Source organism: Rhodospirillales bacterium RIFCSPLOWO2_02_FULL_58_16 (assembly GCA_001830425.1).
Taxonomy (GTDB): domain Bacteria; phylum Pseudomonadota; class Alphaproteobacteria; order Rhodospirillales; family 2-02-FULL-58-16; genus 2-02-FULL-58-16.
Genome location: MIAA01000032.1, coordinates 1 through 13,104, shown reverse-complemented (window position 1 = coordinate 13,104; position 13,104 = coordinate 1). Strand labels below are relative to the sequence as shown.

The window sequence follows — 13,104 nt, the reverse complement described above, 5'->3', positions numbered from 1 at the left end:
GGACGATCAGCCTTTTTTCATTTTTTTAGAAGTCTTTTGCCGGCGATAGTTTCCGGCGCCGTCCTTGATATTTTTTTGTTCGGCGCGGGTCAGCGCCAACGAGTCGGCGGCCACGTCCCTGACGATGACGCTTCCCGCGCCGATGACGGCGCCGTCTCCCACCTTGACCGGAGCCACCAGGGCGGTGTTGGAGCCGATAAAAGCGCCGGCGCCGATGTCGGTGTGGTGTTTGCTGAAGCCGTCGTAATTGCAGGTGATGGTTCCGGCGCCGACGTTGGCGCTTTCTCCCACCCGCGCATCGCCGATATAGCTGAGATGGTTGACCTTGGCCCCGGACTCGATGACGGCGTTCTTGATCTCGACGAAGTTGCCGATATGGGCGTTCCCGGCAATGCGGGCGCCGGGCCGGAGGCGGGCGAAGGGGCCGACGACGGCGCCGTTGCCGACGGTTGCTCCCTCGATATGGCAAAAGGAGCGAATTTCCACATTGTCGCCGATGGTGACGCCGGGGCCGAAAAATACGTTGGGGCCGATGGTGACGTCGCGTCCGATCCTGGTGTCATAGCTGAAATAGACGGTCTTAGGGTCGATCAGGGTAGCGCCGCCGGTCATCGCCGCGTCCCTGAGATTGCGCTGAAGGATGGCCTCGGCCTGGGCCAGCTCGGCGCGTGAGTTGACGCCGACCAGTTCGTCCTCGGCGCCGTCGCCCTTTAATTCCACCATGCCGCAGCGCCAACCTTGAGCGCGGGCCAGGGCGATTATGGCGGTAAGGTAGTATTCGCCCTTGGCGTTATCCTTGCCGATCTTGTTGACCAGCCCGGCCAGCCGCTTGCCGTCAACGGCCATGGCGCCCGAGTTGCACAGATTTATTTTCGCCTGTTCGGGGGAGGCGTCGCCGGCCTCGATAATAGCCTCAACGCCGTCGGCGCCGGCGATGATGCGCCCGTAAGCGCCGGGATCGTCGGGGCGAAAGCCCAGCAGCACCGCCGCCGGATCATGCCGGGAACGCCGCTTCGCAATCAGTTTTTTCATGGCGGACGCCGACAGCAACGGCGTGTCGCCGTAGAGAATCAGCACGTCGCCCGTGAAGTTTCCCAGCGCCGTTAATGCCGTCTTCACGGCGTGGCCGGTGCCGAGTCGTTGTTTTTGCACCACCGTAAGATGGGGGGCGACGGCCTTAACCGCCTCATCCATACCGGGAGCGATCACCACCACTGTTTTTTCGGGCTTAAGCCCGGCGATAGTCGCCGTCAGGCGGGCGATCATCGGCTGCCCGGCCAACGGATGCATGACTTTGGGACGCGCCGACTTCATGCGCGTTCCCATGCCGGCGGCGAGGACGATGACGGCGGTTTTTCTATTGGTCATATTTTAAGCTGTCGTCTGAAGAAGGGGAGACGGCTCGGAACTTGCCATATAGCGACGCCCCCCGCCAAGTCAAAGATTGTTGCGGAGTTTTACAGTAGAGGCTTTCTTGACAGAAAGCGACGCAGCGTCATATATGGCCTTCCCTTAATCACAAAAGGGCGCGTAGCTCAGCGGGAGAGCACTCGCTTCACACGCGAGGGGTCGCTGGTTCAATCCCAGCCGTGCCCACCATTTAATCAGAACATTATCCGATCCGATTTGCCGCGCGGTGAACAGTGACCGCTTCCTCCTGTTCCGTCTCCTCCAGGTATTCGACAATTTCTTTAATGGCGGCGGCAATCTCGGGCAGAAGCACGTTCTCCAGCGCCCGGGCGCGACGCTCCGTCTCGCGGTATTCCTCGGCCAGACGGTTGAGCGTGAGATGGAGTCCGGCCAGTTCCGCCGCCGAGGCGATAAGCTCGGCAAACAGACGGGCCGTATGACGCGCCTCCGGGGAGGGGTTGACGGCGTCGTCGGAAGCCGCGACCGGAGCGGCGGGGGTAAGGCCGGCGTCCACGGTCTCCACTCCGAGAAAGCGGTATTTTTTGAGATTAAGGCGGGTTTCCGCCATATCAAGGGCAGGGTAGACAAAGAGACCCTCCAGCCCGTGCCGGCCGCCGGCGTGCGCCAGCATCCGCCCCGCCTCGTCATGAATTGCGCCGTAGTCGGTTCGCGCCTTGCGGTAACGGTCAAGCCGGCGCAGCAACTCACCCGCAAGCTGCATGCGCTTTTCGTCCAGTAATTCGTAGCCTTCCTCGATAAGCGCGCGCTCATCCCGAAGGTCTATCGCCGTGCTGCGGTTGGGCGAAATTTCCCGTCCCTGGAAGCGCATTCTACCCTCCGCTTCGGCCTTCGCCGAGATAACGGGCGATCTGGGCGTCGCTCAGACGGTTAAGTTCGCCGCGAGGCAAAAGACGCAACACCTCCCAGCCGACGGCCATGCTCTCTTTCAGGGTGCGCGGCTGTTCCTGGCTCACCAGGCTGCGCTCGAAATGATCGCCGAATTCCAGGAAGCATTGGTCAACCGGAGACAAACCGGCCTTGCCCACTACGCTGGCCAGCACCCGCACACGCGCCGCCCGGGCATAGGCCGCGAAAAGCTGGTGGGCCAGCGCCGGATGATCGGCGTCCGTGTAGCCCGCTCCCACTCCGTTGTCCATAAGGCGGGAAAGACTGGGCAGCACATTGATCGGGGGCGATATGCCGCGATGGTGGAGCCTGCGATCCAGCACAATTTGGCCTTCAGTGATGTAGCCGGTAAGGTCGGGGATAGGATGCCCGATATCGTCGCCGGGCATGGTAAGGATGGTCAGTTGGGTCACCGTGCCGGGAAGGCCCTTTATCGCTCCCGCCCGCTCGTAGAGACCGGCCAGATCCGAGTACATGTGGCCGGGATAGCCCTTGCGGCTGGGCACTTCGCCATGGCTGGCCGAGACCTCGCGCAGCGCCTCGCAGTAGTTGGTCATGTCGGTCATGATGACAAGAACATGGCGCCCCTCGACAAAGGCAAGATATTCGGCGGCCGTCAATGCGTAACGCGGCGTCAACAGCCGCTGGGCGCTCGGCCGGCCGGCGAGGTTAAGGAAGATGACGGTATGCTCAAGCGCTCCTGTCTCCTCCATGGCGTTTTTGAAGGTCTCCGCCGTGTCGTGCGGTATGCCGATGCCGACGAAGACGATGGCGAACGCGCCGGCGGCGGCGCCCAGCAGACGGGCATGCTTTGCGATATCGATGGCAAGACGGTCGTGCGGTAGGCCGCCGCCTGAGAAGAGCGGCAACTTCTGGCCCCGCACCAGGCTGTTCATCAGGTCAATGGCGGTGATTCCGGTTTCGATGAAATCAACGGGAGTGGAGCGGAAGGCCGGGTTGATGGCAAGCCCGTCGATGCGCATGCGGCGATGCGCCGCGACAGGCGGCCCGCCGTCAAGGGGGCGGCCGACGCCGTCAAAGACGCGGCCCAGAAGCCCCGGCCCTACGGCAAAATGCAGCGGCTCGGCCATGAAGCGTACGCATGTGTCGCAAAGACCGAGGCCTGCCGTTGATTCCAGCACCTCGATGCCGATTGTTTTCTCATCCAGCACGGCGACGCGCCCGAGGCGGCGCATTCCGTCGTTCCCGATGACCTCCACCGCCTCGTTGAGGCCTACGTTCAGGGTGCGCCTCAGGAAGATGAGCGGTCCATCGATGGCGACGCCGGTTCCCTCGGCAAGAAGTTCAACCTGCATGACCGGCCTCTGTCTTCGGAAGCAGGGCAAAGGCGTCGTCCAGCCGCTTCCAGAGCGCCTGATAATCGGGAAGCCTCTCCTCCCCCATATCCTCTCCCATGCGCAGCAGGGCGCGGAAGATCGGCATTTCGGCAAGTTCCGCCGGTGACGAGCCTGTCGTCAAAGCCTCCTTGGCCCGCTCCATGTAGCGCACGATGATCCGAAGCATGGCGGTTTGGCGGGCGGGCGAGCAGTAGCGGTCGGTCGCGGAGGTGGCCATCTGGCGGAGAAAGCCCTCATTGACCAATTCGGCAAACAGCAACACGAGCTGCTGCTCGGGCGGCAGGGAGTCCTTGCCGACTATACGGGCCAGACGTTCGATGCGGTTCTCCTCATCAAGAAGCGCCAGCAGTAGCCGGCGATGCTCCTTCCAATCGGGGTTGCCTTGCCGCTGCCACCATCCGGACTGAGTATCGGCATCCTCGGAATAAGACTGCAAGGGGTGGATGGCGGGATAGAAGCGGGCCTGAGCGCGGATGATATCCAATCCCCAGAAACAGCGGACATAGCGCTTGGTATGAGTGGTGACAGGCTCCGAAAAGTCGCCGGCCGGAGGGCTTACCGCGCCGATGATGGTAAGCGATCCCTCGTCGCCGGCGAGGGTTTGCACATGGCCTGCGCGTTCGTAGAACTCGGCAAGTCTTGAACTCAGGTAGGCCGGATGTCCTCCTTCGCCGGGAAGCTCGCCCAACCGCCCCGACACCTCGCGCAGCGCTTCCGCCCAGCGGCTGGTGGAGTCCGCCATGAGAGCCACATGCAGTCCCTGATCGCGAAAAAATTCGCCCACCGTTACGCCGGTGTAGATGCTCGCCTCACGCGCCGCCACCGGCATGTTGGATGTGTTGGCTATGATAAGGGTGCGCTCCATGAGGCGGCGGCCTGTGCGCGGGTCTTCAAGTTCTCCGAACTCACGGAGCACCTCCGCCATCTCGTTGCCGCGCTCCCCGCAGCCGACATAGATAATTACATCGGCGTCCGACCATTTGGCCAGGGTCTCCTGCAACACCGTCTTGCCGGTGCCGAAGCCGCCGGGCAGCATGGCGCGGCCGCCGCGCGCCACGGGAAAGAGGGTATCGATGATCCGTTGTCCGGTGATGAACGGCAAGGAAGGCGACAAACGGCGGGAAACGGGGCGCGGTCGCCGCACCGGCCAAGTGTGTGACATGCCGAGCGCGAGCGGCTCTTTGCCGCCGTCGGCGGGAGCCAGACGACAAAGGGTTTCGGTCTTCTCATATTCTCCCTCGGCGGCGATCCATGAAACAAGGCCCTTCATCTCCGGCGGCGCCGGACAGCGCAACCGGCGGGCGGCGTCCATAACCTCGCCGAAGGGAGCGCCGGACGCCAGTTCGTCGCCCTCCTTGACCAACGGACGGAAAAAGAAGCGGCGCGACGGCTCCGGAAAACCGCCCGGCCGCACGAAGGCTTCGGCATTCTTCACATCGAGCGGACGAAGAAGGCCGTCAAAGATGCCCCCGAGAAGTCCGGGTCCCAGGCGCACGGAAAGGGGCCTCCCCGTTCCACGCACCGGATGTCCGGGGCGGAGTCCGGTGGTGTCCTCGTAAACCTGGGCGACGATCTCGCCTTCCTTGATGCGGATCACCTCGCCGAGCAGGCCCTTCTCTCCCACGGCGAGGGACTCATGCACATGAAAGGGGCCGTTAACGCGCGCACGGAGCACCGGACCGCCGATCCAGCTTATGACGGCGTCGCTCACGGGGCGCCTTCCCGTTCACGGGAGACGGCCAGGATATCGCCGAGGAGCAACCCCTCAATGCCGGAACGGTTTACAAGCAGACCCTTCACGGTGCCGTCAAGGCGGGCGCCTTCGGTTGTCATGACAAGTCCCGCCTTGATGGATGAACCGACGGCAAAGAGAGGCGACCTTTCCGCATGCGCCGTGATGCGGGGAAGGTAAATGGATAACTCGTTCGTATCCCAGTCTGCGGGGTGCTCGATGCGCCAGACGCCCGGAAGCAGATGGTCAAGCGCGTGTTCCACCAGCGAGTCGAGCCACAACCGCCGCGTCTTTTGGTCCGCCCAGCGGCGGTGCAAAGCTTCCACCAGCCGCTCCCAGGCCCCTGAAAGGGCTTCCAGTTCATTCTCTTGCCGCTTCTGACGGCGGGCAGTCTCGATTCTCGCCCGCACGACCTCAATCTCGCGTTCGGCGCGACGGCGTTCGTCAACGACGGCGTGATGCACATTAAGACGCGCTTCGCGATGCGCCTGGCGGACGATGCAAAGAGCCTCCTTCTTTGCCGATTCCGTGATATCCCGGCAACTCGCCGCCTCGTGGCTCCGCACGCGCTCCAGGAGCGCGTTGACGCGGGCATCGTCATCATCTTGGGTTATGTTCATAATTCCAAACCCAGAATCCGGCGCAGGTCATGTTCCAGATCGGGCGGCGCGACGCGGTTGCGGCAGTCGGGGACGATGGCGATCAGCGGTCGTCCCGCCCTCAGCGCCCCCTTCAGATGGGCTTTTCCGATGCGCCCCGCCGCATCCGCAGTGAGCAGCACAAGATCGGTTTCGCTCCGCAGGGCAAGGAAGCTATCCTCGACGTCGTCCGGCTCCGGCACAAGAACCTCGGCGCCGGCCAGACGGAAGCCCGCCGCGCTCACCTCGTCGCCGATAAACACAACCACGGCCACGTCAACCGGCCCGGTCAAGGATGAGAATGGCGATGACAAGACCGTAGATGGCGATGCCTTCCGCCAGGCCGACGAAGATGAGCAAGCGTCCGAGGAGTTCCGGTTTCTCGGCAATGGCGCCCACCGCAGCGCTCCCCACCATGGCCACCGCGTACCCGGCGCCCAGCGCCGCGAGACCGGAGGAAACTGCCGCGCCCAGGAAAGCCCATTGCACAATGCCGGGGTCTATGGCGCCGCCGGCTACCGCCGCTTCGGCGGCCAGCACCTTCGGCGCCACGACCAGGACGAACAAGGGCAGAAAAAGAACGATCCCGATGACAATGGATCCGGTAATAAATAATTTAGAAGCATTCATATGGCGCTCCCTCCATAAAGCTGGGGCCGGTGGGTGGGCGGCGACAGGGCGCGAAAGGGACGCCCGTCGGCGCGAAAAAAGCGGATAAAAAACTCAAAAAGCAGAAGACGGGTAGTCTGGATTCCCGTCACTACCCCCTCAAGAACGATGATGAAGATATTGCCGAGAACAAGAACCGTCCAGAAGCCCGCTCCCGGCCCGGCGGCGTCGGCAAGCGCCAGCACGGCGGCGGAAAGCCCGGCATGGGCGATGGCGAAGGCGCCGACGCGCAGGAAGGAAAGCGTGTTTACCGCCAACTGGAAAAGTGTCTCCGCCGCCTCGCCCAGTCCATAAAGCAATGCCTCCCCCAGCCGCCGCCGTGGAGACGCAACGGCATGTCCGGCCAGAAACCAAAGCACGCCCGAAACGACTATCCATATGGCGGAAGGCTCAAGCGGCGACGCAAGCAGACCGAGATAAGCCGCCAGCAATCCGCCGGAGGTGGTGAGCCAGTCCAGCCCTTCGCCCCGCCAGCGCGCCTGCATGAGGTCAAGAAGAATGCCGGCAATCAGAATGACGGCGCCGGCAAGAAGCGTGAAAGCCAGCAGGGCCGCCGGCCGGCTTAAAGGATCAAGCCAAAGGGCGGGAAGAATGTCATCACGGGCAAAGACGCTGCCGAAGAGCAATCCGAAAAGGATAGAGCATGCTCCTCCGGGAACGAGCAGGGAAAGCAGAGGCAGGCGGCGGCGCAGAACGAGGCCGGCAACCAATAAAACGGCTCCCTGGCCGACGTCGGCGAACATGCAGCCGAAAAGGAGCGGCGCGAAAAACGCCACGAGAAGGCTGGGATCGGCATGGTCGGCGCCGGGCGCCCCGAGAAGACCGGCGAAAGCCTCAAACGGCCGCACCCATGCGGGATTGGAGAAAATTATCGGCGGCTCTTTTCCCGCCGGAGGAGTGCGGGTCGCCATCAGGACGGCGGGCAACCGGCAATGGTTCAGGAAGGCGCCCAGGCGCCGGCCGGCGAAATCGTCGGACCATCCCGTGATCCGGGCGAACTGCCCGGTGATGGGCGTTTCCTGGCTGTGATCGGTGAACCAATGCAGACGCTCCATGTCTCCCAACGCGGTAGACAGTGAATACTTCTCGTTGAGACGCCGGAGTTTATCCGCCGCTGTTCGGCGGGAGGCGTCGATCATGGCGAGGCTCGTGTCGATGGTCGTCAGAGTCTCGGCGTTGGCGGGCGGGAGCCATGCGGGGATGGCGATGACGCGGCTCTCGATTATCGCCATCTCGCCCGCAAGCGCGTCCACTGCGTCCGCCGCTCCCAGAACCAAAAGAAAAGCGTCATCTCCCGCCTTCAGGCGCCGCGTCACGAGAGAGGCCGGAATCCTTTCCGGCATCACGCCGTTAGACAGCAGGTAAAGCGCGCTCCTGAGAACGGGACCGCAGGCGGCGAGATGATGCAATTCGGGGAGATGATCGCCGACCTCCATAATGATATGGCGGAGATGTCTGAGGTCGCTCCCTTCACGGCCTGATGATTCGGCATACCGGGTCACGGGACCGGCTTCAGCCGCCCAGCCGCGAATACAAGAAAGCACCCGTTCCATCATTTGCTCGGGGGTCTCGTCCAGATGCGGCGGGCCGAACGCCGGCGCCGGCCAGAAGACGCTATGCCGCCGCGCCGTCTCGGCGAACTCGTCCAGACCCCGGCGCAGAAAGGCAAGATCAAGCCTCGCCATATCCATGGCCGCCGCTTCCAGCTCCACCGATCCGGTGCGCGACAGGCGCTCCAGCACATAGGCAAGCCCGTCACGGGGCGCCAAGAGGCTGAACCAGAAAGCGGGACGCGGCCGTAACATGCTCACTCATTTCTCCTTTTCGGAAAACGAAGGCCCGAACAGGCTGCGGCGGACAAGCCCCCCCCGCAGCCGCTCCAGGTCGAGCGCTACCAGCCCGAGGTGAGCGAAAACGGACGGCGGGCGCTGCGATTCCCTGCGTAAAACGTAAACGAGATCCTTCGCCAACTGATTGCGCGCCGACTCGCTGCCCGCCTCTTCGCTCTCCGCAAGCCGGCTCAGATGGCGGGTGAAGAGCGCAGCGAGATTATCAAGAGCGTGCCGTCGGGTCGGCGTTCGATCCGGCCATAGATCAGCCCAGCGGCAGAGCCAGCCGTCGGCGGGGGAACGGCCCTCGTCGAAGGCGCGGGCGATCGGGGCTAACGGCGATAATTGGAAGGCCTTGCGGCGGTCGGCTGAACTCTTGAAGGCCGCCGGAGCGAGATCATGGTCATCCTGCATCCATTCCGCCACGGGGCGATCACGCAAAAGATGGGAAAGAGCCGGCAGGTCCACCAGCATGGAAACCCAGAGAACGGCCGGGCGCCAAGCCGGCGGCTGCCACGCGGCAACGCGCCTCACATAGGCTTTCCAGTCATAGCGGAGCCGCCGCTCGATATCGTGGCTGCCGGAATCGGCGACAAACGGCCTTACCCACGATTCGAGCGCCGTCGTGCGCGCCACTTCAAGATAGTTGGCCAGACCCTTGCTGGCCTCCATGCGCCGCCAAACGGCTTCGTTCGGGCGCAACCCGTGACGGGCCAGCAACCGGGCCTGACCGTAGGCGAAGCGCTCACGGTCAGCCATGATCGCCGCTCTTTGTGAGGCGCGCCGCCAGACGCTCCACCGCTGCTTCCGGACAATCGGGACGCAGAGCCATGCCTGATATATCGCCTCCGGGAAACGCCGCCTCCCGCCACAAGTCTGCGGAACGGGCTTCTACGGCGTTTTTGCAGCGAATATGGATGGCGGTGATCCGCCGGTGGGCGCGCTCCAGGATACGCCTGGCCAGCCGGCGCGCCTCGTCCGTTTGCGCCTCGTTGCGCTCGCGGCAGTCAAGAATGCGCGCTTCCGCCGCCCGCTCCGCAGCGAGGATTTGATCAATGGGATTATCAAGGTCGGCGTCTTTTCTCTTTTCCATCCTGTCCACCATGCCCCCTTGATGCCCGGTTGACGCCGGCTGAGGCGTCGTTCCAGAAAGGCAATCTTGGCAGTAGTTACGCGCTGAGGCAAGCGTCGACAGTTTTAATGTTGTCAAAATAATAGCATTGAAATCTTCCGGGCATACCCATACAATGTATAGCTATGAAAAACATTAAGCCTTTCAAGCCGAGCGAAAAATTGGCGAAGCAACGGCTTAAGGAGGCTGCCCAAGGCAAACGGCGTTTGCTCTTTTCCCCACACGCCGAATTGCGAATGCGCCAGCGTAAGATCGGGCGCAGGCAGGTGTTGGAAACGCTGGGGCGCGGAACCGTCAGCGAGCCGCTTCATCAGGATATACATGGGGATTGGCGCTGCAACATCAGTTGGTAACATGCGGGGCTGCGCATTACTGTGGGAGCGGTATTCAAGCTGCATGAAAATGGCGAATGGGTAATCATCGCAACGGTATTTGAGGGATAAAGAAATGCTGAAATATGACGATTGCGGGCTGCGGAATATCTGGCTGAAAAACGGCTACCAATATAAGGCAATCAAAGGGCATGGCAAGTGCCTGGAGATAGCCGACATAAACGGGCTGCATCGTTCCATTGCGCACCATTTGGTCAATTACCGCCGGCGATTGTCCGGCGCGGAAATCCGCTTTCTTCGGGTGGAAATGGGCATGTCACAAAAACGACTGGCCGATTGCCTGGGCGTTGATGAGCAGACAATTTCTCTGTGGGAACGAAGCAAACGCCGCCCGACAGTGGCCGCAGAAAGGATGCTGCGCCTGCTTTATCTGGAACATGCTGACGGCAAAACCAAGGTGGCGAAAATGATTGCTCAGTGGAACGACACAGACCGGCAAGAACTGAAAGAAGAAGCTAGGCAAGTATTTCAGGAAACCGATGACGGATGGCGCATGGCGGCCTGACGAGGGGCGCAAGTCGGATCGCCCCCCCCTCACCGGCCAGATTGACGTTCGCGGGGTTTGCGCGTGATTGAAAATAGAGATGCCGCTTGTTGAACCGTCCAATTTGGACTAACATTAGTCCACTTAATCAGAGCGAGGTGCGCCATGCAAACTGTCAACATCCATGAAGCCAAGACTCAATTCTCCCGTTTTGTCGATCAAGCCGAAGCGGGCGAGGAGATTGTGATTGCCCGCGCAGGCAAGCCGGTAGCGCGTCTGGTGGCGTTGGAAACACTCGCCGGCAAGCCGCGCAAGCTGGGGCTGGGCAAGAAACACTTTACCTTCCCTGAACAATTTGACCGCTTGAACGCCGGCGAAATGATCGAGATGTTTGAGCAAGGCAAGTAAATGTCCGCGCATGTTTATTTGCTGGATACCAATGTGTTGCTGGCGGCATTGCTCGCGCCGGAACGCTTGCCGCCGGAAGTGGCGGCAGGTTTAACGGATGCGTCCAATACAGTGTATTTCAGTGCCGCGAGCATCTGGGAGATTGCAATCAAGCGTTCGCTGAATCGGGCGAATTTTGATTTTTCACCCGAGGATATTCATCGGCTGGCGCGGGATACGGGCTTTGCCGAGTTGCGGGTGAATGGGGAGGATTGTTACCCGTTAGTGAATTTACCCTGGCGTCACCGCGACCCGTTTGATCGTTTGCTGGTCGTACAGGCGCAATCGTTGCCTGCCTATTTACTCACCACTGATGGCGTGTTGCGCCAATACTCCGAATTGGTGGTTCACCTGACTTTGAAACCATGAGCGCCCCCCTCTGCCGGACGGCCTGTGATCAGCGAGTCAGCTTGTCAGCGTCGATGTGTTTTCAGCCGTTGTTCGACGAGACCAATCAAATCACCCGCAGGAATGTTCAGTGCGTCGGCGAGACTAAAAATCGTTGCGAGCGCCGGGCCTTTTTCGGCGCGCTCAAGGGCGCTGATATGACTGCGCTCGGTTTCCGCACGTTCGGCAAGTTGGTCTTGCGTAAGCGCCTGCTGCAAGCGTAGTTCCCGCAACACCTCGCCGAATATCGTCGCTGGTAATTTTTTGTCTTTCATGGGTAGATGAGGTTTGCTCAAGCCATCGGGCTTGTCTGCATACGGATGCATGCATCAGGGCGTCAGCTTTTCTGGGGAGAAGACATAATGCTTCAATATCAGAACCGAATCTCTTGGTGCATTGCCATTTTCATGGCAATTTTTCTTTTGCCCTATCAGGCAGTTGCAGATGATATTGCAGAGTCGAACAAATTATTTGTGCAGGCTGCCATATTTGTTCGTCAGGCAGATAATTCGGATAATCCGGTTTTAGCATCGGAGCTTTATACTAAGGCGCTTAGGTTGCTGGCAGAAATTGAAGCCAAATATCCAGGCACTGACTTGGCCGTCAAAATAGCTTCTTATCAGCAAATTGGAGCTATAAGCCGAAATGAAATTGAGAAAAAATTAATCAGTAATATTACAACTTTCAGGCATTCACAGAAAGAAACTGAAGCTCCTCAAATTGCTTCTTCTGCTCCTGTGATTATGCCCATCCCACAACCTCAGGAGCCTATTGTTATTAATAAAGCGAGTAAGTCAGAAATAGGTTCATCTGACAGGAGATATTTTGCACGGCTGGGGGTCGCCCATTCTGCTCCAGAAGACCTAAACGTTGAGCTTAATAAGGAAGACACTCACGGCAAAGCAACACTTTCTGAAAATACCGGTTTTGAGGTGGCCTTGGGGCGAAATGTCGGGTCATCCTTCAAATTTGAATTTGAGTTAGCAAGAAGGAATTTTGACGCCGGAAGCATTGAAGGAACGGTTACGGGAAAAAAACGTGGCTCTGCTGACCCTTCAGGTAATGTTGATTTCTATAACGCGACGCTTGATGGGTATTACGAATTGCCCGTGGCATGGCCCTTCAAGCCATATGTGGGAGGAGGATTAGGGGGAGCGTATGTCAAAGCAAACGATATTTCTGTGCCCCAAAAGAGCGACGCTGGAAAACGTACTTTTAACAATCACGCATGGGTGCCGTCCGGGGCTTTGATGGCGGGAATCAATATGCCCATAAACACAAATCTGGATTTTGATCTGGGGTATAAATACATGATGGTCGGGGATGTTACGGGTACAAGAGAAAACAAGAGCGGCAGTTCGGATATCATCAAGATTCACAACTTTATGGCCGGCTTGCGGTACTACTTTGATCAATGACTATCCGGTTGGCCTGACGGTAATGAAGGTGGCAAAGGAATTGCGTGTTTCCCGCGTCACGCTTTCCAAAGTGCCGGCAGAGCCGGAGCGACAACCGGGTCCGAATATCAGGCCGCTCGACAGGTTGGCCGCATAATTGTTCAAAGCCGCCGCCACCGGCCTGACTCCGGCGGATGTTTCCCACAATTTAACCCCTCCTAACCTCCCCTTCATAAGGCTATCGTATTCACACATCTCAGTTTAAGCCAATTTTCGATTCCGATTCTTGCGCCGCTCATGCGCCACACATTCCAAAAAGAATC

17 protein-coding genes and 1 tRNA gene are annotated in these 13,104 nt (G+C 60.1%); 7 read left to right on the top strand and 11 right to left on the bottom strand.

Features of this window, described 5'->3' with window-relative positions; all coding sequences use genetic code 11:
• Positions 1-6: 6 nt before the first annotated feature.
• Positions 7-1,368 carry a UDP-N-acetylglucosamine diphosphorylase/glucosamine-1-phosphate N-acetyltransferase gene (locus A3H92_10290; protein OHC74448.1) on the bottom strand — a complete coding sequence of 454 codons (1,362 nt, stop codon included), beginning with the start codon at positions 1,366-1,368 and terminating at the stop codon, positions 7-9.
• A gap of 156 nt (positions 1,369-1,524) precedes the next feature.
• Here A3H92_10290 and A3H92_10285 point away from each other — a divergent pair.
• Positions 1,525-1,599 (top strand) — tRNA-Val (locus tag A3H92_10285).
• A gap of 13 nt (positions 1,600-1,612) precedes the next feature.
• On the opposite strand, the gene A3H92_10280 is transcribed toward A3H92_10285, so the two are convergent.
• From A3H92_10280 to A3H92_10240, 9 genes are read right to left on the bottom strand one after another with little or no spacing between them, the layout of a single operon-like run.
• A complete protein-coding gene (locus A3H92_10280) occupies positions 1,613-2,239 on the bottom strand; it encodes a hypothetical protein (GenBank protein ID OHC74447.1) in 627 nt (208 codons plus the stop codon).
• Position 2,240: 1 nt separating this feature from the next.
• Complete coding sequence (locus tag A3H92_10275) at positions 2,241-3,632, bottom strand: V-type ATP synthase subunit B (GenBank protein ID OHC74446.1); 1,392 nt, start codon at positions 3,630-3,632, stop codon at positions 2,241-2,243.
• Positions 3,622-5,385: an ATPase gene (locus A3H92_10270; protein OHC74445.1), complete on the bottom strand. Its 1,764-nt coding sequence runs from the start codon at positions 5,383-5,385 to the stop codon at positions 3,622-3,624. Before A3H92_10270 ends, A3H92_10275 begins: the two co-directional genes overlap by 11 nt.
• Positions 5,382-6,026 carry a hypothetical protein gene (locus A3H92_10265; GenBank protein OHC74444.1) on the bottom strand — a complete coding sequence of 215 codons (645 nt, stop codon included), beginning with the start codon at positions 6,024-6,026 and terminating at the stop codon, positions 5,382-5,384. The genes A3H92_10270 and A3H92_10265 overlap by 4 nt, the downstream gene beginning before the upstream one ends.
• Positions 6,023-6,319 (bottom strand): hypothetical protein, encoded by a 297-nt coding sequence (locus A3H92_10260; protein ID OHC74517.1) that lies wholly within the window; start codon positions 6,317-6,319, stop codon positions 6,023-6,025. The genes A3H92_10265 and A3H92_10260 overlap by 4 nt, the downstream gene beginning before the upstream one ends.
• A gap of 1 nt (position 6,320) precedes the next feature.
• Positions 6,321-6,674, bottom strand: coding sequence for a H+transporting two-sector ATPase C subunit (locus A3H92_10255; GenBank protein ID OHC74443.1), 354 nt, complete (start codon positions 6,672-6,674; stop codon positions 6,321-6,323).
• A complete protein-coding gene (locus A3H92_10250; GenBank protein ID OHC74516.1) occupies positions 6,671-8,518 on the bottom strand; it encodes a hypothetical protein in 1,848 nt (615 codons plus the stop codon). The genes A3H92_10255 and A3H92_10250 overlap by 4 nt, the downstream gene beginning before the upstream one ends.
• A gap of 6 nt (positions 8,519-8,524) precedes the next feature.
• A complete protein-coding gene (locus A3H92_10245; GenBank protein ID OHC74442.1) occupies positions 8,525-9,301 on the bottom strand; it encodes a hypothetical protein in 777 nt (258 codons plus the stop codon).
• Entirely contained in the window at positions 9,294-9,647 is a 354-nt protein-coding gene (locus A3H92_10240; GenBank protein ID OHC74441.1) for a hypothetical protein, read from the bottom strand. The genes A3H92_10245 and A3H92_10240 overlap by 8 nt, the downstream gene beginning before the upstream one ends.
• A 152-nt stretch (positions 9,648-9,799) precedes the next feature.
• On the opposite strand from A3H92_10240, the gene A3H92_10235 reads away from it, so the two are divergent.
• The 6 genes from A3H92_10235 (at position 9,800) to A3H92_10210 (ending at position 12,802) form a co-directional block, all read left to right on the top strand.
• Positions 9,800-10,027: a hypothetical protein gene (locus A3H92_10235; protein ID OHC74440.1), complete on the top strand. Its 228-nt coding sequence runs from the start codon at positions 9,800-9,802 to the stop codon at positions 10,025-10,027.
• A 94-nt stretch (positions 10,028-10,121) separates the two neighbouring features.
• Positions 10,122-10,571 (top strand): hypothetical protein, encoded by a 450-nt coding sequence (locus A3H92_10230; GenBank protein OHC74439.1) that lies wholly within the window; start codon positions 10,122-10,124, stop codon positions 10,569-10,571.
• A gap of 144 nt (positions 10,572-10,715) precedes the next feature.
• On the top strand, positions 10,716-10,958 hold the full coding sequence (locus tag A3H92_10225; GenBank protein OHC74438.1) for an antitoxin: 243 nt from the start codon (positions 10,716-10,718) through the stop codon (positions 10,956-10,958).
• On the top strand, positions 10,959-11,366 hold the full coding sequence (locus A3H92_10220; protein OHC74437.1) for a twitching motility protein PilT: 408 nt from the start codon (positions 10,959-10,961) through the stop codon (positions 11,364-11,366).
• Positions 11,367-11,419: 53 nt separating this feature from the next.
• The gene (locus tag A3H92_10215; protein ID OHC74436.1) at positions 11,420-11,608 is read left to right on the top strand and encodes a hypothetical protein; all 189 of its coding nucleotides are present in this window, start codon (positions 11,420-11,422) and stop codon (positions 11,606-11,608) included.
• A gap of 96 nt (positions 11,609-11,704) precedes the next feature.
• Positions 11,705-12,802, top strand: a complete 1,098-nt coding sequence (locus A3H92_10210; protein OHC74435.1) for a hypothetical protein — start codon at positions 11,705-11,707, stop codon at positions 12,800-12,802.
• Here the strand turns inward: A3H92_10210 and A3H92_10205 are convergent, their stop codons facing one another.
• Positions 12,803-12,988, bottom strand: coding sequence for a hypothetical protein (locus A3H92_10205; GenBank protein OHC74434.1), 186 nt, complete (start codon positions 12,986-12,988; stop codon positions 12,803-12,805).
• Positions 12,989-13,104 lie beyond the last annotated feature (116 nt).